Source organism: Massilia sp. Mn16-1_5, assembly GCF_004798585.1.
Taxonomy (GTDB): domain Bacteria; phylum Pseudomonadota; class Gammaproteobacteria; order Burkholderiales; family Burkholderiaceae_D; genus Telluria.
On sequence record NZ_PPXQ01000022.1, the window covers coordinates 34976 to 61279 of the forward strand.

Annotated in this window: 23 protein-coding genes and 2 tRNA genes; 21 read left to right on the forward strand and 4 right to left on the reverse strand. The window is 63.8% G+C overall.

Translation table 11 applies throughout. The features are described 5' to 3' along the window. Positions 1-452 precede the first annotated feature (452 nt). The 13 genes from pstS to C2862_RS21890 all read left to right on the forward strand — a co-directional run bounded on the left by pstS (position 453) and on the right by C2862_RS21890 (position 14315). On the forward strand, positions 453-1490 hold the full coding sequence (gene pstS / locus C2862_RS21830) for a phosphate ABC transporter substrate-binding protein PstS (RefSeq protein ID WP_136222590.1): 1038 nt from the start codon (positions 453-455) through the stop codon (positions 1488-1490). A gap of 159 nt (positions 1491-1649) precedes the next feature. Then, positions 1650-2582 carry a phosphate ABC transporter permease subunit PstC gene (gene pstC, locus C2862_RS21835; protein ID WP_229467551.1) on the forward strand — a complete coding sequence of 311 codons (933 nt, stop codon included), beginning with the start codon at positions 1650-1652 and terminating at the stop codon, positions 2580-2582. Next, a complete protein-coding gene (pstA, locus tag C2862_RS21840; protein WP_136222594.1) occupies positions 2582-3433 on the forward strand; it encodes a phosphate ABC transporter permease PstA in 852 nt (283 codons plus the stop codon). Before pstC ends, pstA begins: the two co-directional genes overlap by 1 nt. Before the next feature lie 27 nt (positions 3434-3460). Further along, the gene (pstB, locus tag C2862_RS21845; RefSeq protein ID WP_373888272.1) at positions 3461-4240 is read left to right on the forward strand and encodes a phosphate ABC transporter ATP-binding protein PstB; all 780 of its coding nucleotides are present in this window, start codon (positions 3461-3463) and stop codon (positions 4238-4240) included. A gap of 30 nt (positions 4241-4270) precedes the next feature. Beyond that, a complete protein-coding gene (gene phoU, locus C2862_RS21850) occupies positions 4271-4972 on the forward strand; it encodes a phosphate signaling complex protein PhoU (RefSeq protein WP_136222598.1) in 702 nt (233 codons plus the stop codon). A 3-nt stretch (positions 4973-4975) separates the two neighbouring features. Next, on the forward strand, positions 4976-5659 hold the full coding sequence (locus C2862_RS21855; protein WP_136222600.1) for a response regulator: 684 nt from the start codon (positions 4976-4978) through the stop codon (positions 5657-5659). Positions 5660-5674: 15 nt separating this feature from the next. Continuing rightward, positions 5675-6967 carry a phosphate regulon sensor histidine kinase PhoR gene (gene phoR, locus C2862_RS21860; RefSeq protein WP_136222602.1) on the forward strand — a complete coding sequence of 431 codons (1293 nt, stop codon included), beginning with the start codon at positions 5675-5677 and terminating at the stop codon, positions 6965-6967. 208 nt (positions 6968-7175) lie between these two features. Further along, complete coding sequence (locus C2862_RS21865) at positions 7176-8090, forward strand: patatin-like phospholipase family protein (RefSeq protein WP_136222604.1); 915 nt, start codon at positions 7176-7178, stop codon at positions 8088-8090. Between the two features lie 17 nt (positions 8091-8107). Continuing rightward, positions 8108-8515 (forward strand): heme-binding protein, encoded by a 408-nt coding sequence (locus C2862_RS21870; RefSeq protein WP_136222606.1) that lies wholly within the window; start codon positions 8108-8110, stop codon positions 8513-8515. A 333-nt stretch (positions 8516-8848) separates the two neighbouring features. Beyond that, the gene (gene carA / locus C2862_RS21875; protein WP_136222608.1) at positions 8849-10036 is read left to right on the forward strand and encodes a glutamine-hydrolyzing carbamoyl-phosphate synthase small subunit; all 1188 of its coding nucleotides are present in this window, start codon (positions 8849-8851) and stop codon (positions 10034-10036) included. Beyond that, entirely contained in the window at positions 10029-13259 is a 3231-nt protein-coding gene (gene carB, locus C2862_RS21880) for a carbamoyl-phosphate synthase large subunit (protein WP_136222610.1), read from the forward strand. Before carA ends, carB begins: the two co-directional genes overlap by 8 nt. Positions 13260-13386: 127 nt before the next feature. Next, complete coding sequence (gene greA / locus C2862_RS21885; protein WP_136222612.1) at positions 13387-13866, forward strand: transcription elongation factor GreA; 480 nt, start codon at positions 13387-13389, stop codon at positions 13864-13866. Beyond that, on the forward strand, positions 13866-14315 hold the full coding sequence (locus tag C2862_RS21890; RefSeq protein ID WP_136222614.1) for a DUF4149 domain-containing protein: 450 nt from the start codon (positions 13866-13868) through the stop codon (positions 14313-14315). Before greA ends, C2862_RS21890 begins: the two co-directional genes overlap by 1 nt. A 48-nt stretch (positions 14316-14363) precedes the next feature. Here C2862_RS21890 and yhbY read toward each other — a convergent pair whose 3' ends face one another. After that, complete coding sequence (gene yhbY, locus C2862_RS21895; protein ID WP_136222616.1) at positions 14364-14834, reverse strand: ribosome assembly RNA-binding protein YhbY; 471 nt, start codon at positions 14832-14834, stop codon at positions 14364-14366. A gap of 42 nt (positions 14835-14876) precedes the next feature. Between yhbY and C2862_RS21900 the strand changes: the two genes are divergently transcribed. The 6 genes from C2862_RS21900 to C2862_RS21925 all read left to right on the forward strand — a co-directional run bounded on the left by C2862_RS21900 (position 14877) and on the right by C2862_RS21925 (position 20281). After that, on the forward strand, positions 14877-15563 hold the full coding sequence (locus C2862_RS21900) for an RlmE family RNA methyltransferase (protein WP_136222618.1): 687 nt from the start codon (positions 14877-14879) through the stop codon (positions 15561-15563). 212 nt (positions 15564-15775) lie between these two features. Beyond that, the gene (gene ftsH, locus C2862_RS21905) at positions 15776-17662 is read left to right on the forward strand and encodes an ATP-dependent zinc metalloprotease FtsH (protein ID WP_136222620.1); all 1887 of its coding nucleotides are present in this window, start codon (positions 15776-15778) and stop codon (positions 17660-17662) included. Between the two features lie 123 nt (positions 17663-17785). After that, positions 17786-18622, forward strand: a complete 837-nt coding sequence (gene folP / locus C2862_RS21910; protein WP_136222622.1) for a dihydropteroate synthase — start codon at positions 17786-17788, stop codon at positions 18620-18622. A 22-nt stretch (positions 18623-18644) separates the two neighbouring features. Then, positions 18645-19982, forward strand: coding sequence for a phosphoglucosamine mutase (gene glmM / locus C2862_RS21915; protein ID WP_136222624.1), 1338 nt, complete (start codon positions 18645-18647; stop codon positions 19980-19982). 78 nt (positions 19983-20060) lie between these two features. Next, a tRNA-Pro gene (locus C2862_RS21920) sits at positions 20061-20137 on the forward strand. A gap of 67 nt (positions 20138-20204) precedes the next feature. Further along, a tRNA-Arg gene (locus C2862_RS21925) sits at positions 20205-20281 on the forward strand. Between the two features lie 20 nt (positions 20282-20301). On the opposite strand, the gene C2862_RS21930 is transcribed toward C2862_RS21925, so the two are convergent. Further along, positions 20302-20787, reverse strand: a complete 486-nt coding sequence (locus tag C2862_RS21930; RefSeq protein ID WP_136222626.1) for a hypothetical protein — start codon at positions 20785-20787, stop codon at positions 20302-20304. A 145-nt stretch (positions 20788-20932) separates the two neighbouring features. After that, the gene (locus C2862_RS21935) at positions 20933-22027 is read right to left on the reverse strand and encodes a M28 family peptidase (RefSeq protein WP_136222628.1); all 1095 of its coding nucleotides are present in this window, start codon (positions 22025-22027) and stop codon (positions 20933-20935) included. Positions 22028-22228: 201 nt separating this feature from the next. Here C2862_RS21935 and C2862_RS21940 point away from each other — a divergent pair, with 201 nt between their 5' ends. After that, positions 22229-23194, forward strand: a complete 966-nt coding sequence (locus C2862_RS21940; protein WP_136222630.1) for an MBL fold metallo-hydrolase — start codon at positions 22229-22231, stop codon at positions 23192-23194. A gap of 28 nt (positions 23195-23222) precedes the next feature. Here C2862_RS21940 and C2862_RS21945 read toward each other — a convergent pair whose 3' ends face one another. Next, a complete protein-coding gene (locus C2862_RS21945) occupies positions 23223-24503 on the reverse strand; it encodes a family 1 glycosylhydrolase (RefSeq protein WP_136222632.1) in 1281 nt (426 codons plus the stop codon). Between the two features lie 175 nt (positions 24504-24678). Here C2862_RS21945 and C2862_RS21950 point away from each other — a divergent pair, with 175 nt between their 5' ends. After that, a complete protein-coding gene (locus tag C2862_RS21950) occupies positions 24679-26277 on the forward strand; it encodes a TonB family protein (protein WP_136222634.1) in 1599 nt (532 codons plus the stop codon). Positions 26278-26304 lie beyond the last annotated feature (27 nt).

The following is a 26304-nucleotide window of genomic DNA, read 5'->3' on the forward strand; positions in this document are numbered from 1 at the left end:
AATCTCCTGGAAGATCTCGTAGGCGATCAGGCCGACCATGCCCGATAAAATGGCAAACACAAACAGGTTCAACATAGTTGCAAAACGCTCTTCAGCATCCCCTCCATGCAATAACTACACTTTGAGCATAGCAGCCCCCAGTGTATTTACAAGAGCGGCCGGGCCCTATATTTGCGGCCGGGTTCGCCCGGCACTGGCAAGGCCATCCCGTATAGACAGGACCAATCGTGTGCCGCGGCTTGCTGCATCGCGGCACTATGGCGCCACTGTACATACGTAGCCCGTGTCATCGACCTGAAACCGGGCTGTCACACGAATATGACAGGTCCCGGGCCGTGTCATCGGTTTCATGACATGCAAATCTTTCGATGTCATCAACTTGTCATATTCGGCCGCTAGACTGCGCAGCAATACCGGGGCGCAGCCCGCGCCCCAACACAAAGGAACCTGACATGCGCATGAAGCCCTGGCTCATTTCGATTGCACTTGCCGCCACCACCTTCGCAGCCTCTGCCCAAGCCGTCAACCTGACGGGCGCTGGCGCCACCTTCCCCTATCCGATCTACGCCAAATGGGCGGAAATGTACAAGGCCGCCAGCGGCAATGGCCTGAACTACCAGTCGGTCGGCTCGGGTGCCGGCATCAAGCAGATCAAGGCGAAAACCGTCGACTTCGGCGCCTCGGACATGCCGTTGCCCGCCAATGAACTCGCCGCCGCCGGCCTGTTCCAGTTCCCGGCCGTGATGGGCGGCGTGGTGCCGATCGTGAACCTGCCGGGCGTCGCCCCGGGCCAGGTCAGGCTGAGCGGTGCCGTGCTGGCCGATATCTTCCTCGGCAAGATCACCAAGTGGAACGCCCAGCCGATCGCCGCGCTGAATCCTGGCGTGAAGTTGCCGGCCGACGACATTACCGTCGTGCGCCGCGCCGACAGCTCGGGCACTTCCTTCCTGTTCACCGACTACTTGTCCAAGGCGAGCCCGGATTGGAAGCTGAAAGTTGGCGCCGGTACCGCCGTCAAGTGGCCGACCGGCGTGGGCGGCAAGGGTAACGAAGGCGTGGCCGCCAACGTGCAGCGCATCAAGGGCGGCATCGGCTACGTCGAGTGGGCCTACGCCAAGAAGAACAAAATGTCCCATACCCAGCTCCAGAACCGCGACGGCGCCTGGCTGCAACCAAGCGACGAGGCCTTCAAGGCGGCGGCCGCCAGCGCCGACTGGGCCAAGGCACCGGGCTTCGCCGTGGTGCTGACCGACCAGCCGGGCAAGGCCAGCTGGCCGATTACCGGCGCCTCGTACATCATCGTGCACAAGGCGCAAGCCGATGCGGCCAAGGGCAAGGAAGTGCTGAAGTTCTTCGACTGGGCCTACAAGAACGGCGACGCCGCGGCGGCCGAACTGGATTACGTGCCGATGCCCGACGCCGTCACCAAGCTGGTGCAGGACGCCTGGCGCGCCAACGTCAAGGACGCGGCCGGCAAGGCGGTCTGGTAAGCGCATGAACCGGAACGGACGCCGCTTGAACCGCGGCGGCGTCCTTCGCAGCACACTCCATAAGAACACCACATGAGCGCACAACCATCCGTCGCCATCGACAAGCCGGCCCGGGACGAGGCCGCCGTCGACCTCCAGCAGGCCGCACTGCGCAAGACCATGCGCAAGCAGCGCATCCAGGATTTTTTCTTTCATAAAATTACCTTGCTGTTCGCCGCCAGCGTGCTGCTGGCCCTGGTCGGCATCATCGTCTCGCTGGCGATCGGCGCGGCGCCGGCCTTCAAGGAGTTCGGCGCCGGCTTCATCAACACCGTCGAATGGGACCCGGTCGAAGACAAGTTCGGCGCCCTGATCGCGATCTGGGGCACGCTCGCCACCTCGCTGATCGCGCTGCTGGTCGCTTTCCCGATCAGCTTCGGCATCGCCCTGTTCCTCACCGAGATCTGCCCGACCCCGCTGCGCCGCCCGATGGGCACCGCGGTCGAACTGCTGGCCGGCGTGCCCTCGATTATCTACGGCATGTGGGGCCTGTTCGTGTTCGCGCCCCTGTTCGCCGACCACGTGCAGCCCTTCCTGAAAGAGACCATCGGCCAGCTGCCGGTGATCGGCCAGCTGTTCCAGGGCCCGACCATGGGCATCGGCATCCTGACCGCCGGCCTGATCCTGGCCGTGATGATCATTCCCTTCATCTCTTCGGTGATGCGCGACGTCTTCGAGACCGTGCCGGCCGTGTTGAAAGAGTCGGCGTATGGCCTGGGCTGCACCAAGTGGGAAGTCGTGCGCAAGGTGGTGCTGCCTTACACCCGCAACGGCGTGGTCGGCGGCGTGATGCTGGGCCTGGGCCGCGCGCTGGGCGAAACGATGGCGGTCACCTTCGTCATCGGCAACGCCCACGAGCTCTCGGCCTCGCTCTTCATGCCGGGTAACTCGATTTCCTCGACCCTGGCCAACGAATTCGCGGAGGCGGCCTCGCCCCTGCACGTGTCCTCGCTGTTCGCGCTGGCACTGATCCTGTTTGGTATTACCTTCGTGGTGCTGTCAGCCGCGAAACTGATGTTGGCGAATATGTCGCGCAAGGAAGGCACGAAATGATGTCCACCAATCCTGTCTACCGCAAGCGCCTGCTCGGCCACCGTATCGGCATCTTCCTGTCGGTGGTCGCGATGGGCATCGGCCTGGCCTTTCTGGCCTGGATCCTGTGGACCCTGCTGGCCAACGGCCTCGGGGCCCTGTCCGGCTCGCTGTTCACGGGCGACACGCCGGCGCCGGGCGGCGAGGGCGGTGGCCTGCGCAACGCCATCGTCGGCAGCCTGATGATGGTCGGCCTGTCGACCCTGGTCAGCACGCCGGTCGGCATCCTGGCCGGCATCTATCTCGCCGAATACGGCGACCGCAACCGCTTCGGCCAGATCACCCGTTTTGTTACCGACATCATGCTCTCGGCGCCCTCGATCGTGATCGGCCTGTTCGTGTATGCCTTGTATGTGGCGAAGGTCCAGCACTTCTCGGGCTATGCCGGCACCATCGCGCTGACCCTGATCGCGGTGCCGGTGGTGGTGCGCACCACCGACAACATGCTGCGCCTGGTGCCGAACAGCCTGCTCGAAGCGGCCTTCGCCCTCGGCGCGCCGCGCTGGAAGGTGGCGATGCTGGTGCGCCTGCGCGCCGTCAAGGCCGGCATCATCACCGGCATCCTGCTGGCCCTGGCCCGCATCTCGGGCGAGACCGCGCCGCTGCTGTTCACCGCGCTCGACAACCAGTTCTTCAGCACCGACATGAACGCGCCGCTGGCCAACCTGCCGTCGGTGATCTACAAGTTCGCGATGAGCCCCTACGACGACTGGCGCTCGCTGGCCTGGGGCGGCGCGCTGCTGGTGACCTTTACCGTCCTGTTCCTGAACATCCTGTCGCGTACCGTCTTCACCCAGAAGACGCCGCGTTAATTTATCCTGATACCCATGACCCAAGCTATGGCAACCCCGGCAGCGACGTCGAAAACGAAAACCATCGAGATCTCCGGTCTGAATTTCTTCTACGGCAAGACGCAGAGCCTGAAGAACGTCTCGCTCGACATCCACGAAAAGCAGGTGACGGCCTTCATCGGCCCCTCGGGCTGCGGCAAGTCGACCCTGCTGCGCACCCTGAACCGCATGTACGACCTGTATCCCGGCCAGCGCGCCGAGGGCTCGATCCAGTACCGCGGCCGCAACATCCTCGAGCCCGGCGTGGACGTGAACATGCTGCGTGCGAAAATCGGCATGGTGTTCCAGAAACCGACCCCGTTCCCGATGTCGATCTACGACAATATCGCCTTCGGCGTGCGCCTCTACGAAAACCTGTCGAAGGGCGAGATGGACGAGCGCGTCGAATGGGCGCTGAAGAAGGCGGCGCTGTGGGAGGAGGCCAAGGATAAGCTGAACAAGAGCGGCCTGTCGCTCTCGGGCGGCCAGCAGCAGCGCTTGTGCATCGCGCGCGGTGTGGCGGTCAAGCCGGACGTGCTGCTGCTCGACGAGCCGACGTCGGCGCTTGATCCGATCTCGACGGCCAAGATCGAAGAACTGATCAGCGAGCTGAAGCAGGACTACACGATCACCATCGTGACCCACAACATGCAGCAGGCGGCACGCTGCTCCGATTACACTGCGTACATGTACCTGGGTGAACTGGTGGAATTCGGCGAGACCGACCAGCTGTTCATGAACCCGCATCGCAAGGAAACGCAAGACTACATTACGGGCCGCTTCGGCTGACCGATAAAAAAGAACACTAGGGAGCAGTTTATGATTGGCGAGCACTCTTCTAAACAGTACGACCAGGAACTGGAGGCGATCCGCTCCAAGGTTCTCCTGATGGGCGGCATGGTGGAAACCCAGTTCGAGCAGGCCCTGAACTGCTTCCGCGTCGGCGACATCGCCGCCGCCGACAAGGTGATGTCGGACGACCACGCCGTGAACCAGCTCGAGGTCTCGCTCGACGACGCCTGCAGCCACCTGATCGTCAAGCGCCAGCCGGCCGCCAACGACCTGCGCACCGTGATGGCCACGATCAAGGTCATCACCGATCTGGAGCGCATCGGCGACGAGGCCAGCAAGATCGCGCGTACGGCCAAGGGCCTGCACGAGCGCGGCGCCACCAGCTTCGCGCACTACGACATGATCCGCGCCATCGGCAAGAACACCTCGGACCTGCTGCACGATGCCCTCGACGCGTTTGCGCGCCTGGACGGCAAGCAGGCGCTGGCCATCATCGCCGGCGACGAAATCATCGACCACGAATTCCGCACGATCCTGCGCAACCTGATCACCTTCATGATGGAAGACCCGCGCACGATCTCCTCGGCGCTGGACACGCTGTGGGTGGCGAAAGCCATCGAGCGAATCGGCGACCACGCGAAAAACATCGCCGAATACGTGATCTATGTGGTCGAAGGCCGCGACATCCGCCATAGCAACCCCGGCAAACCGGTAACCCAGGAAGGCTGAGGCATGCAGAACACGAGCGTACTGCTGGTGGAAGACGAGCCGGCGATCGTCGAACTGGTGAGCTATTCGCTGCGCGAAGCCGGCTGGAGCATCTCCTCGGTCGGCACCACGAGCGCGGCCTGGGACAGCATCCGCCACGGCAAGCCCGACCTGATGCTGCTCGACTGGATGCTGCCCGACCAGAGCGGCCTGCGCCTGCTGTCGCGCCTGCGCGCCGACCGCGACTTCCAGGACATCCCGGTGATCATGCTGACGGCGAAGAGCATGGAAGAGGACAAGCTGGCGGGCCTGAACACGGGCGCCGACGACTACGTCACCAAGCCATTCTCGCCGCGCGAGCTGCTGGCCAGGTCGCGCGCGCTGCTGCGCCGGAAAAGCCCGCACCTGGCCGAAGCGCCGCTGCGCGCCGGGAGCGTGGTGCTCGACCCGGCCAGCTGCACCGTCACCATCGACGGCCAGAATGCCGACATCGGCAACGCCGAATACAAGCTGCTGAAGTTCCTGCTGGCTCACCGCGAGCGCGTGTTCTCGCGCGCCCAGCTGCTGGACAAGGTCTGGGGCGACCACGCCGTCATCGAGGAGCGCACGGTCGACGTCCACGTGCTGCGCCTGAGGAAAGCCTTGAAGGGCGCCGAAGGCCTGATCCGCACGGTGCGCAGCGTCGGCTACATGCTCTCCGAAAAATAACCAGCTCAAGGTCCGATGAATCCCAAACTGCTGTTCTGGGTGCCGGCGCTGCTGCGCCTGGCCACCGTGTTCGTTGCCGGCGGCGTGGTCTGGTGGATGGCCGGGCCGATCGCCGGCCTGTCGCTGGTGCTGCTTGGTGCCGTCGTCGCCCTGTTTGTCCAGCTGACCTATCTGCACCGCCTGGGCGAGTGGCTGGACGAGCCGGCCTCGCATCGCCTGCCCGACGGCTGGGGCGCCTGGACCGAGGTGTTCGCGCGCCTGTACCGGCTGCGCCGCGAGGACGAGCGCAACCAGCAGGAACTGGCCGAATGGCTGGCGCGCTTTCGCCAGGCCATGCACCTGCTGCCGGAAGGCGTGGCGATTATGGACGACGTCCTCTTCCTCGAATGGTGCAATCCGGCCGCCGAGCGCCACCTGGGCTTGACCATCGAGCGCGACAAGGGCCTGCGCGTGACCAACCTGGTGCGCCATCCGGACTTCATCGACTACATCATCCTCGGGCGCTACGAGCAGCCGCTGACCTTGTCGCTGCGCGGCCGCAAGATCGAATGCCGGATCATCCCTTTCGAAAACCGGCGCCAGATCCTGGTGACCCACGACGCCACCGACACCGAGCGCATCGAAGCGATGCGGCGCGACTTCATCGCGAATGCCTCGCACGAGCTGCGCACGCCGCTGACCGTGATCGTCGGCTTCCTCGAGATCGCCATGTCCGACCCCTGCATGGACACGGCCACGCGCGAGGCGCATCTCAAATTGATGACGGAGCAGGGCCAGCGTATGCAGCGCCTGATCGAGGACATGCTGACCCTGTCGCGCCTGGAGTCCGACGAGTTCCCGCTACGCCGCGAGCGGGTCGACATCGCGGCCCTGATCGAATCGGTGGCTTCGGAGGCGCGCGCGCTCTCCGGCGGGCGCCACGAGATCACGGTCGAGATCGACGGTCCGGACCTGATGGGCAGCATGGAAGAGTTGCGCAGCGCCTTTGCCAACCTGGCCTCGAACGCGGTGCGCTATTCGCCGCAGGGCGGGACCATTGCGCTGTCGTGGCGCCGTGGGGTGGATGATTTGCAGTTCGCGGTGAAGGATTGCGGCATCGGCATCGACGCCCAGCACATCTCGCGCCTGACCGAGCGGTTTTATCGCGTGGACAAGAGCCGCTCGCGCGAGACGCAGGGGACGGGGCTTGGTCTCGCTATCGTCAAGCACGTGCTGCTGCGCCATGGCGGGCGCCTGAAGATCAGTTCGACGCCGGGGGAGGGGAGTACCTTCATTGCTTCTCTGCCCAACACGTCTTTGCACGGGTAGGGTGGGCATTCATGCCCACGCGGTCGTACCGAGGCATGCCGCACATCGTTCATCGTCCGCGGACGCCGCGTGCCGCATTTGCCGCCGTCACAAATCAAACGCCGTACCGCGTGGGCATGAATGCCCACCCTACGATCCCTAAGCTCCGCCTCATCCACATCGCCTGGAGGCGCGGTACAATCGAGAATTGTCTTTCTCGATCCCGCACATGCTCTCTCGACGTAGCTCCCTCATCGCCCTCGGCGCCTTGCTGCTGACCGCCTGCGGCAGCACCCCGCCACCAGCGCCTCCAACCCCCGTCGTGGTCCAGGCCCCACCGGCGCCACCGAAGAAAATCAAGATCGGCCTCGCGTTAGGGGGCGGCGCCGCGCGCGGCTTCGCCCACATCGGCGTGATCAAGGCGCTGGAAGCGCAGGGCATCCATGCCGACATCGTGGTGGGCACCAGTGCCGGCTCGGTGGTCGGCGCCCTGTACGCCTCGGGCTACAACGGCTTCGCGCTGCAGAAGATCGCGATGGACATGGACGAGGCCACGATCTCGGACTGGGCCATGCCGCTGTTTTCCAGCAGTCCCGGCCTGCTGAAAGGCGAGGCGCTGCAGAACTACGTGAACAAGGCGGTCGGCAACCGGCCGATGGAAAAGCTGCCCAAGCGTTTCGGCGCCGTCGTCACCGACCTCAAGACGGGCGAAGCCGTCATGTTCGACAAGGGCAATACTGGCATGGCCGTGCGCGCCTCGTCCGCCGTGCCTTCCGTGTTCCAGCCGGTGAAGATCGGTACCAAGACCTATGTCGACGGCGGCCTGGTGGCGCCGGTGCCGGTGAAATTCACGCGCGAGAAGATGGGCGCCGACTTCGTCATCGCCGTCAATATCTCGACCCAGGCCGATACGCAGGCCACCGTCAGCTCGCTCGATGTGCTGATGCAGACCTTCAGCATCATGGGCCAGCGCCTCAACCATTTCGAGCTGAAGGAAGCCGACATCGTGATCACGCCGGCCCTGGGCAAGATGGGCAGCGCCGATTTCGCCGGCCGCAACCTGGCGATCCTCGCCGGCGAGCAGGCCGCCGCCGCCGTGATGCCGCAGATTAAAGCGAAGCTGAAAGCCAAACAGCAACCATAACAACCAAAGGAAAACCCATGAAGACCAAACCGATGCTGACCCTTGAAGACGTCAAGAAAATCGCCGCCGGCGCCGAAGCCGAAGCGCTGTCCAACAACTGGGCCGTGACCTTCGCCATCGTCGACGACGGCGGCCACCTGCTGTGGCTGCAGCGCCTGGACGGCGCGCCGCCGATCTCGAGCCACATCGCCCCGGCGAAGGCGCACACGGCCGCGCTGGGCCGCCGCGAATCGAAGATCTACGAGGACGTCATCAATGGCGGCCGCACGTCCTTCCTGTCGGCCCCGGCGATCCAGGGCATGCTGGAAGGCGGCGTGCCGGTGATCGTCGACGGCCACGTGATCGGCGCGGTCGGCGTATCGGGCGTGAAGTCGAACGAGGATGCGCAGATCGCCAAGGCGGGCATCGCAGCGCTGGGCGCCTGACTCACGGGGTGACCGTCAGGACTTGGACGCGTGCGCCATGCACGCGTTCAAGCTCGTATCATGGACCGCGTCAGCGCAATTGCGACGGAGAAAGCATGACTCATCCGTACGCTGAATTCAGGTTTTTGCCCCGATATCCCGCGATGGTGCATTGCCGCAAAGCTTATTCCGCGCTATAATTGAGAGGTTTAGCCATTCACTTACTTGCCGTAGCGCCTACCCTCCATTCCTCATTCAAAAACGTCTTCCACCCTATGAACGCTTAACGCGTCCGCAGGATTTGGATGCCGGTCTGACGTGGCGCAGCTACGGTAACTTTATTGGGAGTTACCTTTGCCGCCATTTTTTTCTGGCCCAGCCGTCCCAGCCATCCTGGCCCTTGCAGACGGAACGATTTTTCGGGGAGTTTCCATCGGCGCCGCCGGTCACACGACCGGTGAAGTGGTCTTCAATACCGCGATCACCGGCTACCAGGAAATCCTGACCGACCCCAGCTACTCGCGTCAGATCGTCACGCTGACGTACCCGCACATCGGCAACTACGGCGTCAACGGCGCCGACGTCGAAGCGAGCAAAGTCCACGCCGCCGGTCTGATCATCCGTGACCTGCCGCTGCTGGCATCGAACTTCCGTTCCACCCAATCGCTGTCGGACTACCTGAAGGCCGAGAACGTCGTCGCCATCGCCGGCATCGATACCCGCAAACTCACCCGCCTGCTGCGCGAGAAGGGCGCCCAGAGCGGCGCGATCCTGACCGGCACGCAAGGCAACCAGCCGTCGGAAGCGCAGGCCTTGGAACTGGCACGCTCCTTCCCGGGCCTGTCGGGCATGGACCTGGCAAAGGTCGTGTCGGTGAAAGAGCCGTACGTGTTCACCGAAACCGAGTGGAAACTGGGCGAAGGCTTCGGCAAGCAGGACAATCCCCAATACCACGTGGTCGCCTTCGACTATGGCGTCAAGCGCAACATCCTGCGCATGCTGGCCGAACGCGGCTGCAAGGTGACCGTGCTGCCGGCCGAATCGACGGCCGCAGACGCGCTCGCGCTCAATCCCGACGGCATCTTCCTGGCCAACGGCCCGGGCGACCCCGAGCCTTGCGACTACGCGATCAAGGCCACGGCCGAGTTAATCGAGCAGGGCATCCCGACCTTCGGCATCTGCCTCGGCCACCAGATCATGGCGCTGGCCTCGGGCGCCAAGACGATGAAGATGAAGTTCGGCCACCACGGTGCCAACCACCCGGTGCAGGACCTGGATTCGAAGAAGGTCCTGATCACCTCGCAGAACCACGGTTTCGCCGTTGACCCGGAAACGCTGCCGAAGAACTGCCGCGTGACCCACGTCTCGCTGTTCGACGGTTCGCTGCAGGGTTTTGCCCGTACCGACAAGCCGGCCTTCTGCTTCCAGGGCCACCCCGAAGCTTCGCCAGGCCCGACCGACGTCGCCTATCTGTTTGACCGCTTCATCGGCCTGATGCAAGCGAAGGAGAAGAAACAACATGCAGGAGAAGTGAATGCCTAAGCGTAGTGACATTAAAAGCATCCTGATCATCGGCGCCGGTCCGATCATCATCGGCCAGGCGGCCGAATTCGACTACTCCGGCGCCCAGGCCTGCAAGGCCCTGCGCGACGAAGGCTATAAAGTCATCCTGGTGAACAGCAATCCGGCGACGATCATGACCGACCCGGAAATGGCCGACGTCACCTACATCGAGCCGATCACCTGGAAGGTCGTCGAGCGCATCATCGACAAGGAGCGTCCTGACGCGATCCTGCCGACCATGGGCGGCCAGACCGCGCTGAACTGCGCGCTCGACCTGCACCGCCACGGCATCCTCGACAAGTACAAGGTCGAACTGATCGGCGCCTCGCCGGAAGCGATCGACAAGGCCGAGGACCGCTCGAAGTTCAAGGACGCGATGACCAAGATCGGCCTGGGTTCGGCACGTTCGGGCATCGCCCACAGCATGGAAGAAGCACGCGCCGTGCAGCGCGAAATGGGCTTCCCGACCATCATCCGTCCATCCTTCACGATGGGCGGCACCGGCGGCGGCATCGCCTACAACGAAGAAGAATTCGAGGCCATCTGCAAGCGCGGCCTGGAAGCCTCGCCGACCTCCGAACTGCTGATCGAAGAGTCGCTGCTGGGCTGGAAAGAGTACGAGATGGAAGTCGTGCGCGACAAGGCCGACAACTGCATCATCATCTGCTCGATCGAGAACCTCGACCCGATGGGCGTGCACACCGGCGACTCGATCACGGTCGCGCCGGCACAGACGCTGACCGACAAGGAATACCAGATCATGCGTAACGCGTCGATCGCGGTGCTGCGCGAAATCGGCGTCGACACCGGCGGCTCGAACGTGCAGTTCGCGATCAACCCGATTGATGGCCGCATGATCGTCATCGAGATGAACCCGCGCGTCTCGCGTTCCTCGGCGCTGGCCTCGAAGGCCACCGGCTTCCCGATCGCGAAAGTGGCGGCGAAACTCGCCGTCGGCTTCACGCTGGACGAGCTGCGCAACGAGATCACCGGCGGCGCGACCCCGGCCTCGTTCGAGCCCTCGATCGACTACGTCGTCACCAAGATCCCGCGCTTCGCCTTCGAGAAATTCCCGGCGGCGGACAAGCACCTGACCACCCAGATGAAATCGGTGGGCGAAGTGATGGCCATGGGCCGCACCTTCCAGGAATCCTTCCAGAAGGCCCTGCGTGGCCTGGAAGTGGGCGTGGACGGCCTGAACGAAAAGACGCGCGACCGCGAAGTCATCGAAGAGGAACTCGGCGAGCCAGGTCCGGAACGCATCTGGTACGTGGGCGACGCCTTTGCCCAGGGCTTCACGCTGGAAGAAGTGCATGCGCTGACTAAGATCGATCCGTGGTTCCTCATCCAGATCAAGGAAATCGTCGACATCGAGCTGTGGCTGGACCACCAGCAGCTGGACTCGCTCGACAAGCCGACCCTGTACAAGCTCAAGCAAAAGGGCTTCTCGGATGCGCGCCTGGCCTTCCTGATGCATACCACCCAGGCCGCGGTGCGCGAGCGCCGTCATGCGCTCGGCATCCGTCCGGTCTACAAGCGCGTCGACACCTGCGCCGCGGAATTCGCGACCAACACCGCCTACATGTACTCGACCTATGACGAGGAATGCGAAGCGGCGCCGACCGACAAGAAGAAGATCATGGTGCTGGGCGGCGGTCCAAACCGCATCGGCCAGGGCATCGAGTTCGACTACTGCTGCGTGCACGCGGCCCTCGCGATGCGCGAAGACGGCTATGAGACCATCATGGTTAACTGCAATCCGGAGACCGTGTCGACCGACTACGATACCTCGGATCGCCTGTACTTCGAATCGCTGACGCTGGAAGACGTGCTCGAGATCGTGGACCTGGAAAAGCCGGTCGGCGTGATCGTGCAGTACGGCGGCCAGACCCCGCTGAAGCTTGCGCTCGACCTGGAAGCGAACGGTGTGCCGATCGTCGGCACTTCGCCGGACATGATCGACGCCGCCGAAGACCGCGAGCGCTTCCAGAAGCTGCTGCAGGACCTGGGCCTGCGCCAGCCGCCGAACCGCACCGCGCGCACCGAAGTCGAGGCCCTGGCACTGGCCCAGGAAATCGGCTATCCGCTGGTCGTGCGTCCGTCCTACGTGCTGGGCGGCCGGGCGATGGAAATCGTCCACGAGCAGCGCGACCTCGAGCGCTACATGCGCGAAGCGGTGAAAGTGTCGAACGATTCCCCGGTGCTGCTGGACCGCTTCCTGAACGACGCGATCGAAGTCGACGTCGACTGCATCTCGGACGGCGAGACCACCTTCATCGGCGGCGTGATGGAGCACATCGAACAGGCCGGCGTGCACTCGGGCGACTCGGCCTGCTCGCTGCCGCCTTACTCGCTCTCGCAAGAGACCATCGATGAACTGAAGCGCCAGACCGCGCTGATGGCCAAAGGCCTGAACGTGGTCGGCCTGATGAACGTGCAGTTCGCGATCCAGCAGTCGGAAGTAGACGGCAAGACGGTCGACACGGTGTTCGTGCTGGAAGTGAATCCGCGCGCTTCGCGCACCGTGCCTTTCGTCTCGAAGGCGACCGGCATCCAGCTGGCCAAGGTGGCGGCGCGCTGCATGGTCGGCCAGAAGCTGGCGGAGCAGGGGATTACGAAAGAAGTGACGCCGCCGTTCTACAGCGTCAAGGAAGCCGTGTTCCCGTTCGTGAAGTTCCCGGGCGTCGACACCATCCTCGGACCGGAAATGAAGTCGACCGGCGAAGTGATGGGCGTGGGCGAGACCTTCGGCGAAGCCTTCGTGAAGTCGCAGCTGGGCGCCGGCATCAAGCTGCCGGAATCGGGCCGCGTCTTCCTGTCGGTGAAGGCGTCCGACAAGCCGCGCGCGGTGCAGGTGGCGCGCGACCTGGTCTCGCTGGGCTTCACGCTGGCCGCGACCAAGGGCACGGCGGCGGTGATCGCCGCGGCCGGCCTGCCGGTGCTGGCCGTGAACAAGGTGATCGAGGGCCGTCCGCACGTCGTCGACATGATCAAGAACCACGAGATCGAGATGGTCATCAACACGGTCGAGGAAAAGCGCAGTGCGATCACCGACTCGCGCACCATCCGTACCTCGGCCCTGCTGGCACGCGTGGTGACCTACACGACGATCGCCGGCGCCGAAGCGGCGATCCAGGGTATGCGCCACCTGAACGAGATTCGGGTCTACGATTTACAAGGCCTGCATAACACTCTAAACTAAGCAGCAATAAGCTACACTGAGTAGTACCGTCAAACCACAGAGCTCGCGCGACATGCGTTGCGCGCCTCTGTGGTTTTCACTTGGTACGTCCACGAATTCAATAAATTGAGCAATAAGTTGAGTTGAAATGAATAACACTGTCCCACTGACCAAGTTCGGCGCCGAACTGCTGAAGGAAGAGCTGCACCAGCTCAAGACCAAGGAACGCCGCATCGTGATCGACGCGATCGCCGAAGCGCGCTCGCACGGCGACCTGTCGGAGAACGCCGAATACGACGCCGCAAAGGAACGCCAGGCTTTCGTCGAAGGCCGTATCGCCGAACTCGAAGGCAAACTGAGCACCGCACAGATCATCGACCCGGCCACCCTGGACGCCGAAGGCCGTGTGGTCTTCGCATCGACCGTGGACCTGGAAGACCTGGAGTCGGGCCAGAAGGTGAGCTACCAGATCGTCGGCATCGACGAGGCCGACCTGAAGCTGAACAAGATCTCGGTCACCTCGCCGATCGCGCGCGCCCTGATCGGCAAGTACGCCGGCGACGTGGTCGAAGTGCAGGCCCCGTCCGGCCCGCGCGAATACGAAATCCTCGAAGTCCGCTACGTCTGATGGCCAGCCGCCTGCCCGCAGCACGGCTATTGGTGGCGGCGCTGTGGGCGGGCGCCCTGTGGGTGCTCGGCTACATCGCCGCGCCGGCGGTGTTCGGCAGTGTCCACGGACCGGTGGCCGGCGACATCGTCGGCGCCTTCCTGCGCCGCCTGGCGTGGATCAGTTTTATTTGCGCGGCGCTGATGCTGGTGCTGTTGCAGTATTCGCCTGATCTGGAAAGAGGGCGCCGGCGCTTCCTGCAATTGCTGGTGCTGGCCATGCTGGCCTGTGCGCTGGTCATGTACGTGGGGCTGCAGCCGGCCATGGCGCAGATGCGCGAGGCGGCCGGACCGCTGGGCATCCGCGCTTCGCCGCTGTGGACGAAGTTCGCCATCCTGCATGGCGTCTCGCAGCTGTTTCATCTGATCGAAAGCGTGCTGGCTGCGATATTGCTGGTAAAGAGCCGCTGAACCGGCTCCGCGGGCGAAAAAAAACCGGAGAGCTCTCCGGTTTCTTGATCACTTGTTCAGTGCATTTTTCTTGGTGCTGGTCTGGCGCGTTTTGGCGCGCTTGATGTTGCCGCCGGCGGTAACGCGTTCGTTCCCCTTGATCATGACCTTGGTGACGCTCGGCTTCTTGGTGCCGCTGGCGCTGGCCTTGACGATGGTGACTTCGCGCATGCCCTTGCCGGCCTTGCTGCTGCGTTCCTTGACCGCTTCCTTCTTCGGGCGGTACAGGACCAGCAGTTTGCCGATGTGCTGGACCGGGGCGGCGCCCAGTTCTTCGCAGATCTGTTCGTAGATGGCGACGCGTTCTTCGCGCTCGTCGCCGAAGACGCGGACCTTGATCAGGCCGTGTGCGTCGAGGCTGGCCGCGATTTCCTTCATCACGGATTCCGTCAGGCCCGATTCGCCGATCATGACCACAGGCTTCAGGCCATGGGCTTCCGCGCGCAGCGCGCTGCGTTCGACGGGTGTAAGTGTAAGCATAATAATTTTTAGATGAACCGATAAAAGCAGTATTCTACGCGAATGGCCAAGAACAAATTAAACAAAAACTGGTTGCACGACCATATTAACGACCCTTACGTGAAACAGGCGCAGAAAGACGGCTTCCGCGCCCGTGCCGCCTACAAGCTGAAAGAAATCGACGAGGCGGAAAAACTCATCAAGCAGGGGCAGGTGATCGTCGACCTCGGCTGCACTCCCGGCAGCTGGGCCCAGTACACGCGGCGCAAGCTGGCCGGCAAGGAGGGTGGGGGCATCAACGGCACCATCATCGGCCTCGACATCCTGCCGATGGAACCGATCGCCGACGTGCATTACATCCAGGGCGACTTCCGCGAAGATGTTGTTTTGGACCAACTAGCAGCCGTGCTCGAAGGCCGCCGTACCGACCTGGTGCTTTCCGACATGGCGCCCAATCTGTCGGGCATTCCGACGGCGGACGCTGCCCGGATGGAACATTTGATCGATCTCGCGATTGAGTTTTCTCAAATGCACCTGAAACCCGGTGGCGCATTGTTGGTCAAGTGCTTTAAGGATATGGGCTTCACGCAGATCGTGGAGAAGTTCCGGCTTGAGTTCAAAACGGTCAAACAAATCAAACCCAAGGCAAGCCGCGACAAATCGTCGGAAATTTTCTTGCTCGGCCGTGGTCTGAAGAATCCTGTCGAGTACAAATCCGCACAGGACGACGGCGCGGCCCTTGATATTTGAGATCGCAGCCGCACATGCACCGCGTGACGCTTCCGTTTCCATGTGTCGCGGACACTTCTACGCGCTTGTCGAGGTGGAAAAGGTGGCAATATGGCATCATGGCGGTCTGTGCGTGGCACGGCCCGCATGTTGCTAGTAAAATCGCGGGTAATCGCGAGTAAAATCGGCAATCTCAAATCGGTATTGGTGCGATTCGCATCGGAGGAGTTTTCGTGAATAATATGTTTTCCAAATCTGCCATCTGGGTGGTAGTCGCACTGCTGTTGTTCATGCTGTTCAAGCAGTTCGACAATCATAGCCCGGCCGGTGGCAGCAAGACCATCGCTTATTCCGAGCTGCTCGACGATGTGAAAGCGCGCCGCGTCAAGGATGTCGTGATCGAAGGCCTGAACGTGACCGCCACGCGCACCGACGACACCAAGGTGCGCGCCACCTCGACCGTCCTCGACCGCGGCCTGATCGGCGACCTGCGCGAGAACGGCGTGCGCTTCGACGTCAAGCCGCCGGAAGAGCCGTCCTTCCTGCAACAGATCTTCATCTCCTGGTTCCCGATGCTGCTCCTGATCGGCGTCTGGGTCTTCTTCATGCGCCAGATGCAGGGTGGCGGCAAGGGCGGCGCTTTCTCCTTCGGCAAGTCGAAGGCGCGCATGCTCGATGAAACCAACAACAGCGTCACCTTCGCCGACGTCGCCGGTTGCGACGAAGCGAAGGAGGAAGTCAGCGAGATCGTCGACTTCCTGAAAGACCCGACCAAGTTCCAGAAACTGGGCGGCCGCATTCCGCGCGGCGTGCTGATGGTCGGTCCTCCGGGTACCGGCAAGACCCTGCTGGCGCGTGCGATCGCCGGCGAAGCGAAAGTGCCGTTCTTCTCGATCTCGGGTTCCGACTTCGTCGAGATGTTCGTCGGCGTGGGTGCGTCCCGCGTGCGCGACATGTTCGAGAACGCCAAGAAACACTCGCCTTGCATCATCTTCATCGACGAGATCGACGCCGTCGGCCGTCACCGCGGCGCCGGCATGGGCGGCGGTAACGACGAACGCGAACAGACGCTGAACCAGCTGCTGGTCGAAATGGACGGCTTCGAAGCCACCTCGGGCGTAATCGTGATCGCCGCCACCAACCGCGCCGACGTGCTCGATAAAGCGCTGCTGCGCCCGGGCCGTTTCGACCGCCAGGTGATGGTGGGCCTGCCGGACATCCGCGGCCGCGAACAGATCCTGAACGTGCACATGCGCAAGGTGCCGATCGGCGCCGACGTCAAGGCCGACATCCTGGCCCGCGGTACCCCTGGTTTCTCGGGCGCGGACCTGGCCAACCTGGTCAACGAGGCAGCCCTGTTCGCCGCGCGCCGCAACAAGCGCCTGGTCGAGATGGGCGACTTCGAAGACGCGAAAGACAAGATCTACATGGGTCCGGAGCGCAAGTCGATGGTCATGCGCGAGGAAGAGCGCCGCAACACGGCTTACCACGAGTCGGGCCATGCGGTCGTCGCCAAGCTGCTGCCGAAGGCCGATCCGGTGCACAAGGTTACGATCATGCCGCGCGGCTTTGCGCTGGGCCTGACCTGGCAGCTGCCTGAGCACGACAACCTGTCCGGCTACAAGGACAAGATGCTGGAAGAAATCTCGATCCTGTTCGGTGGCCGTATTGCCGAGGAGATCTTCGTCGGCCAGATGTCGACCGGCGCCTCGAACGACTTTGCCCGTGCAACCAAGCTGGCGCGCTCGATGGTGACCCGGTTCGGCATGTCCGAAAGCATGGGCGTGATGGTCTACGAAGACAGCGAGAACGAAGGCTTCTTCGGCGGCGCCACCAAGACCATTTCGGAAGCGACCCAGCAAAAGGTCGACGCCGAGATCCGCGCCATCCTCGATACCCAGTACGCGCTGTCGCGGCGCCTGTTGGAAGAGAATCGCGAGAAGGTCGAAATGATGACCAAGGCCCTGCTCGAGTGGGAAACCATCGATTCCGAGCAGATCAACGACATCATGGCCGGCCGCGAGCCGCGTCCGCCGAAAGCCGGCCTGCTGACCAAGCGCACGCCGCCTGGCGACAGCGGTTCGGGCGGCGTCGCCACCAACGCCACGGCACCGGCCTGACCGCAGTTTGACTCGATCTTGCGCTTGATCGCCTAGCACCTCCCTGCAAAAGACATCCATTTGGATGTCTTTTGCTCGTTAACAGGCGTCGTTCCGCTGTCTTTCCACTTTCCCGTTTTTACTATGCGTCACCTCTTGCAATGCGGCCGTTTCAGCTTCCGGCTGGAACAGCGCCCCCTCGTCATGGGCATCCTGAATGTCACGCCCGATTCCTTTTCCGATGGCGGCCGTTATGGCACGCTCGAGTTCGCCATTTCGCGGGCCGAGGAGATGGTGCGCGACGGCGTCGACCTGATCGACATCGGCGGCGAATCGACCCGTCCCGGCTCACCGAGCGTGCCGGTCGAGGAAGAACTGCGCCGCGTGATGCCGGCGATCTATGCGCTGCAGGAAGTAGGGCGGGCTTTGTCGGTCGATACCTGCAAGCCCCAGGTCATGCGCGAGGCCATCATCGCCGGCGCCGACATGATCAACGACATCAATGGTTTCAGGGCACCGGGCGCGATCGAGGCCGTCAAGGACAGCGACTGCGGCCTGTGCATCATGCACATGCAGGGCACGCCCCAGGACATGCAGGCTGAGCCGCAGTACGAGGACGTGGTGGCGGAGGTGATCGCCTTCCTGCGCGAACGCATCGGTGCGCTGCTGGCGGCCGGTATCGAGCGCGAGCGTATCTGCGTCGATCCGGGCCTGGGCTTCGGCAAGACGGTCGAGCACAACTACGCTTTATTGCGTGCAACGCACCGCATCGAAGAGGAACTCGGCTTTCCGGTCCTGATCGGCTTGTCGCGCAAATCGATGATCGGGGCGGTCACCGGCCGTCCCGTTGAAGGACGCTTGCCTGGTAGCATTGCTGGCGCGTTGGCTGCTTTTGCGCATGGCGCTAAAATCCTGCGGGTACATGATGTAGCAGAGACGGTCGATGCGCTGAAAGTCTGGCGCGCGGCCACTATTGATTAAACTGACAATAAAGAGAAGAAGCATGGCACGCAAATATTTTGGTACGGATGGCGTTCGCGGTCAGGTTGGCGTGGCACCGATTACCCCTGACTTCGTGATGCGCCTCGGCTACGCCGCCGGCAAGGTGCTGGCCAAGGACTATGCCGCAGGCAGCCGTCCGACCGTGTTGATCGGCAAGGACACCCGCATTTCCGGCTACATGCTGGAAGCCGCGCTGGAAGCGGGCTTCTCCGCCGCCGGCGTCGACGTGATGCTGGCCGGCCCGATGCCGACGCCGGCGATCGCCTACCTGACCCGCGCGCTGCGCCTGCAGGCCGGCGTCGTGATTTCCGCCTCGCACAATCCGTTCCAGGACAACGGCATCAAGTTCTTCTCGGCGCACGGCACCAAGCTGCCGGACAGCGTCGAGCTGTCCATCGAAGAGGCAATCGACCAGCCGATGGATTGCGTACCATCCGACAAGCTGGGCCGTGCGACGCGCCTGCGTGACGCCCAGGGCCGCTACATCGAATTCTGCAAGAGCACCTTCCCGAACGAACTCGACCTGCGCGGCCTGAAGATCGTCGTCGACAGCGCCCACGGCGCCGCCTACGCCATCGCCCCGCACGTGTTCCACGAACTGGGCGCCGAAGTCGTGTCGATCGGTGCTACCCCCGACGGTTTCAACATCAATGCCGGCTTCGGCGCCACCGCACCGAAAGCGCTGTCCGCCGCGGTGGTCGAGCACAAGGCCGACCTCGGCATCGCGCTCGACGGCGACGCCGACCGCCTGATCATGGTCGACGCCAATGGCCGGGTCTACAACGGCGATGAGCTGCTGTACCTGATGGTGCGCGACCGCATGTCGACCGGCCAGGTGGATGGCGCCGTCGGCACCCTGATGACGAACATGGCACTGGAAGTGGCGTTCAAGGAACTCGGCATCGGCTTCGCCCGCGCCAAGGTCGGCGACCGTTACGTGCTGGAAGTCATGCAGGAACGCGGCTGGATCCTGGGCGGCGAGGGCTCGGGCCACCTGCTGGCGCTCGACAAGCACACCACGGGCGACGGCATCGTCTCGGCCCTGCAGGTGTTGTCGGCCTTGAAACGCAGCAACAAGTCGCTGGAAGCCTGCTGCGCCGAGCTGACCCTGTACCCGCAAACCCTGATCAACAAGCGCGTCACGCCCGGTTTCGACTGGACCAAGGACAGCGCCATGGTTGCGGAAAAGGAAGCCGTCGAGCGCGAGCTGGGCGACAACGGCCGCGTGCTGATCCGCGCTTCGGGCACCGAACCGCTGATCCGCGTGATGGTCGAGGCGAAGGATGCCGCCATGGCCGACAGCATGGCGCGCCGCATCGCCGACAAGCTCGCGGCCTGACGCTCAGCCCTGGCTGCAACCGACTATTGCTCTCCTTGCATTGACGCGCCGCGCTCCGGCGAGTATCATCAAAGCATTCGGAGTGTAGCGCAGCCCGGTAGCGCACCTGGTTTGGGACCAGGGGGTCCAAGGTTCGAATCCTTGTACTCCGACCAAGCATTACGAACGGGCCGTCTTCGACGGTCCGTTTTCATTTCCGCGTCAGGATTCCTTGACGTCTCTCTGCCCATAGCTCAGTTGGATAGAGCATCAGCCTTCTAAGCTGAGGGTCGCTGGTTCGAACCCAGCTGGGCAGGCCAATGCACTCTCCCGTTCTTATTCAGACCACATGGCCCGGCGCCGCCTTCGTTGCCACCGTGCCGAAGGACTTTGCCAGCACCGCGTGCCGGTGCTCGAAGAATTTTTTCACGAACCAGCCGACGATCGGGCCCGCCACGCGCGGCCTGAAGGTGAGGTTGTCGGTGACCAGGGTGCCGCCCGCCGTCGGCGTAACGATGCGTTCGTGGCGCCAGGAGCGCATCGAGAGCAGCGGGGATTGCTCGACGAAACGGCGGCCGGGCTCGAGTTCGGCGAAGGTCAGCTTCGACATGTCGATCGGGAATAGCCCGAGCAGCAGGAACTGGCAGCGGCACAGCGGCTTGTCCAGCGTGGTGTCTTCGCCGATATGGGTCATGCCTTTCGGGAAAGTGATTTTGAGGACAGGCCACATCTCGGCCTTGATGCCCTTGATCGAGGTTGACCAGGCCCAGACTTCCTCGGAGGAAGCCGGAACGGTCGTTTTGAATGTATGTCGTACTGTGCTCATCGGGCCTCCGCTGTTCATGAGGTCGATTGTGGGCGCAAATGTGACATCGATATGTTAGCCAGTTCGCAGTTCGAACAAACTGTTACAAATCCGGTCCCCGACACGGCGGGGAAACGGCAAGGGCGCCGGCGGCGCCCCTGAAAACTTATTTGGTGTTGCGGCCTTGCCAGATACCCAGGTACTTGCTTGCCTTCGGGTTCTTCGCATTCCACTTCGGCGTGTCCGCGCCGTTGGCGATCGTCCAGATTGCCAGCGCAACGGTGCGGTCGACTGCGGCCATGTTCTGGTAATCGATCTTGTCCCAGTGGTCGCCCGCGCCGTGGTAGTCGGGGAAGCCGTAGGCCACGCTCACCGTGTGCGAAGGGATGCCCTGGTCGGCCAGTGCCTGGTTGTCGCTGTGCGCGAAATACTTGTCGCTGTTGACCGGATGCTTCCAGACGCGGATGCCCGTGTCGTCGCCGGCGCTTTTCAGGATCGCGCCGACGTCGGAAAAGTCAAAGCCGGTGACGCCGAAGGCACGTACTTGCGCGCCTTCATTGTCGTCGGTGCGGCCGACCTGTTCCAGGTTGATGCCGGCGATCGTCTTTTCGATCGGCACCAGCGGATGGGCCCCGTAGTAGCGCGAGCCGACCAGGCCGTGTTCCTCGCCGAAGACGGTCATGAAGACGATGCTGCGCTTGGGACGCGTCTTGTGCGCCCCGAAGGCCTTGGCCAGTTCGATCACCGAGACCGTCCCGCTGCCGTCGTCGTTGGCGCCGTTGAAGATGACGTCGCCCGGACCGGTCCTGGTGCCGAGGTGATCGTAGTGGGCCGTGACCAGAATATAGCTGTCCTTCAGCACCGGGTCCGAGCCGCGCAGGATGCCGACCACGTTGCGTACCTTGACCGGTGCCGCAGGCGCGGCCGAAGGGGCCGGCGGATTCTTGGCGCGCTTCGGATCGATCAGGTTCCAGTCGGCCGTCTGGAAGTAGCCGTCGTCGCCCAGGGGCTCGAGGCCGGCCGCGCGAAACTGCGCGGCGATGAATTCGGCGGCGATGTCGAGTCCCGGCGAGGGCGTGCCGCGGCCGCCGAGCGCGTCGGAGGCCAGGAAGGACAGGTTGCCGCGCATCGAGGCGGCCGAAATGCGCTCGAGCACGGGCGCGACTTCAGCGGGGACCGGCGCAGCAAAGAGCGGCAAGGCCAGCGACAGGCCGAGCAGGGCGGGGAGGGCACGGAGAAGCGGACGGCGGGACAGGGACATAAGTGTGCTTGTAAGTTGATGAAGTGGCAAAGCCGCCCAAGTATAGCGCCGTGCCTTGTCCGGGGGAACATATGCATGGGAGAGGCGCCGCGGCTACGCTCTTGTCTGTCTGGAAACGAACGCCGTCGGCATGGTCTTTATGATAACGTCGTCGCAATCTGCAGTCCGCAGTCTGCGGACGCGTCCATTTACGGAGTGTGTATGCGTGTTCATCGTTTGCTGGGGCCTGCTTTCCTGCTGGCTGCGTTCGGGATGTCGGCCGCCGGGTTCGTCCAGGCCGAAAACCAGCCGCAGGCGAACACGCCGCAAGGCGACACCTATACGCTCAAGCTGCCCGCCGGCGAGCCGGCCGCCGCGGCCGCCCAGGACGGCACGGTCCAGTTCATCGGCACGGCAACCGTCCTGATCCGCTACCAGGGCCTGATCATCTTGACCGACCCCAACTTCCTGCACAAGGGCGACCACGTGCATCTCGGCTATGGCCTGACTTCCCAGCGCCAGACCAATCCCGCCATCGAATTCGACAAGCTGCCGCCGATCGACCTGGTGATCCTGTCGCACATGCACGAGGACCATTTCGACAAGCTGGTGCAGGAACGCCTGAACCGCAACACGCCGATCGTGACCACGCGCGAAGCCGGCGAAAAGCTCAAGCGCCTCGGCTTCCAGCAGCGTTTCGCCCTGAGCGAATGGGACAAGCTGGAGGTGAGCAAGGGCGAAACGCGCCTGCGCATCACCTCGGTGCCTGGGCGCCATGGCGCGGCCGGGGTCTCGGTGCTGCTGCCGAAGGTCATGGGCAGCGTGCTCGACTTCGGTGCCCAGCCCGACACGCCGGACTACCGGATGTACATCAGCGGCGACACCCTGGTCTACGACGACATCCGCACCATTCCGCAGCGCTTCCCCGGCATCGACCTGGCCCTGCTGCACCTGGGTGGCACCCGCATCCTGGGCGTGTTCAAGGTGACGATGGACGGCAAGGACGGGGTGCAGATGATGCAGATCGTGAAACCGAAGAAAACCATTCCGATCCACTACAACGATTACGACGTGTTCAAGTCGCCGCTCGCCGAGTTCGCGCGCGAGGTCAAGGCGGCGGGGCTCGATGACAGCGTCGTCTATTTGGCGCACGGCGATACCTATACGTTCACGCCGCGCAAGCGCTGAGCGGCGAGCCTTAGGCCGTTAGATGCTCTTAGCCCTGGATCGCGCCGCTCGCCGGCGATTCAGGGTCGATCGAGGTAATTTCGCCACCGAACTCGTGCGGCATGACGACCGGTACCTGCAGGCAGATGCTCTTGGTGGGTAGCACGGCTTCCCAGGCCTTTACCAGTTCGCGGTAGGCGACACCGACGGGGCGGATCCTGCGCTCGAGATCGAACAGGCCGAGGGCATTGACGTTGCCGGCGTTCACCCGCAGCGCGCTATCCCAGTCGACCTGGTCGGTCAACGAATACCACGTGAAGCCGATCAGGGGCACGCCGTTATTGCGCACGCGCAAGACATTCGCCCATTCCTTCTTCAGCCAGTACACGGCCTCGTCGCCGGCCGGCCCCTGGCACAGATTCGTTTCGGTGTGCATCACCGGCAGGCGGTAGCGGTTGTAGTACTGGTGGGTGATGACCGCATAACCGAAGATTTCACCGGCCGCGCGTGTCATGCCGTCGGCCGAGACGTAATGCTCGTTGGTCTGGTAATAGTCATTGCCCATGATGCAGTGGTGCTTCAGGTTGTGCTGCAGGAAGAAATGGTATTCCTCCCGCTGCATCCCGTTGTCGAGCAGGTACTCGTACATGTCGGAATCGACGCGCCGGCCGTAATTCAGGTCGAGGGCAAGGAAGCGGCGCGCGTTGTTGATCTCGGCCGGACCAATGGCGTCGGGCGATTCGGCATGGAAGTATTCGGTCGATTCGCTCTGGATGAACAGGGCGTCCGGGCGCACCTTCAGGATCGCGTGCATGGCCAGGATGTTGGCCTTGACCAGGTGCTTGATCGCGGTCACGAAGGCGGCATCGGTGCGCAACTGCTCGTTCCACCAGCCATAAAGGGTCGAGAACACGGCGCAGATCCACATCTCGTTGATCGGCGTGTACATCTGCACCCAGGGGTAGCGCTGCGCAAAGGCGCCCGCATAGCCGGCGAACAGTTCGGGGAAGTCGGGGTTCTGGAAATTGCCGATCCAGTCGGGCACGCCGAAGTGGCAGAGGTCGACGATGGGCGCGATGTTACGCCGATGCAGGTCGGCGAAGGCAAGGTCCGCGAACTCCCAGTCATAACGGTCAGGACCGAGCCAGGTACGGTGCAGGGGAGGACCGTAGCGCAGCACCCGCAGGCCGAGTTCCTGGACCAGGTCGAAGTCGAGCCTCCAGTGCTTGTAGTGTCCGCATTTCTCCAGCTCGTCCATACGCAGGCGACCACCTTCGATGGTCGGGGCGCTGTTCTCGATCCCGGTCGCGAAAATGAAACCTGCGTGCATCGGCTGCCTCCATTACGGTCAGAGCGCTACCAGTATGGCATACCGCCACGGCAGCTGCTGGTGTGCGCACGCGCTCGCTCGGAACACGTTATGCTGTCAACTCAACAATACCGGGCCCGCCGCCAGCATGCCGACCGTACAGCCATCCGCGCACGACCTTGCCAATCGCCGGATGGTGTTCGGCTTGTTGCTGTCGCTGCTGGCGCATGCGCTGATCCTGTCGATCGGCTTCGGGCTGTCCGGCATGCGCGCGGGCGGCGCGGGGCCGGTCACGGTCAGCCTGGCGCCCTTGCCGCCGCCGGCGACGCTGCCTGCGGCGCTTCCTGCGCCGGCCGATCCGGCGCCTGCAGCGGCGCCTGCGGCCGCGCCCGTGCCTGCGCATGCACCCGCATCCGGTTTCCGCCTGTTTGACCCCGTGCCAATGGCGCCGCTGTCACCGCCGCCACAGGCCCAGGCCAGGCCGGCCCGGCGCCGTAATCCTGTGCCTGTGAGGAAACCGCCGGCGCGCGAACCGGCGTCGCCGCCGGTAATCGTGCAGAACGACAATCCGGATGCCGCCTTCAAGGTGCCGCTGGCCGAAGTCCCGGTCGAGCCGGTGCCGGAGGCGCCTGAGCCCGTCAAAGTGGAGCCCGAGGCGGCCGAACCCGAAGCGAATCTGCTCGCGGCCGAGGAAGCCGCGCAGCGCGCGCGGGAGGAGGCCGAGCGGCAGCGTCTGGTGGAAGAGGAACGGGCGCAGGCGCTGCGGCTGGCCGAAGAGCGTGCGGCAGCCCTGCAACGGCAGGCGCAGGCGGAGCAGGAACAGGCGCACCGCCTGCAGGAAGAACAATTGCGCCAGGAGCGCGACAGGCAGGAACGCGTGGCGCAGGAGGCGGCCCGTGCCCGGGAACTGGCTGCGCAGCGCGCGCTCGCGCAAGAGCAGGCGCGCGAGGCGGCCGTGCGCGAGGCCGGGCGGCTGGCTGCCGAGGAGGAGGCGCGACGTGTGGCGGCCGAACGCGAACGGGCGGCACTGCAGCTGGCCGAGGAGAAGGCCCGGCAACGCGCAGCGGAAGCGGCACGCCAGCGCGACCAGCAGCTGGCCCGCCAACAGGAGGAAGACGAACGCGCACGCCGTCAACGCGCGGAGCAGGCCGCCGCTCAGGCCATGCAGGATGAACTGGCACGGCAACAAGCCATGCAACAGGCGCGTCGGCAGGCAGCTCAGGCCGAGCATGCGCGCCAGGTGGCGCAAGGGACGGGCACGGCCGATATGCCTGCCGGCGCGCCCGGAAACGGGGCGGGCGCCGGGGGCGGGACCCTGCCGCGCGGCGCCCTCGACGGTCCCGGCTTCGCCGGCAGGGCGCGCGAACTGCTGCGCGGCATCGAGCTTCCCGCCACGCCGCCGGCGGCGCTGCGGCCCGCCCAGCAGATGGCGGAGGGACGGCGACGCGTGGTCGACACGCTGGAACGCGACGTGCCGCTGCGCCTGTACGTGGACAGCTTCCGCCAGAAGATCGAACGCAATGCCGCGCAGATCCGGATGCAGGTGGCAGGCGGGCCGGGGCGTGCCGATCCGCTCGTCAGCGTGGCCTTGCGCAGCGACGGCAGCGTCGACGATGTGACGATCGTGCGCTCGAGCGGCCGCGCCGATCTCGACGAGGCCGTGCGCCGCATCGTGCGCCTGAATGCCCGCTACGCCGCCTTTCCGCCGGCGGTGGCCGCCCGTTTCGACGTGATCGAAATCCGCCGCATCTGGCTGTTTGCCGAGAACCTGAAACTGCTCGAGGAAGTGCGTTAGCCGCTGCTAATTTTACCGACAGCAATA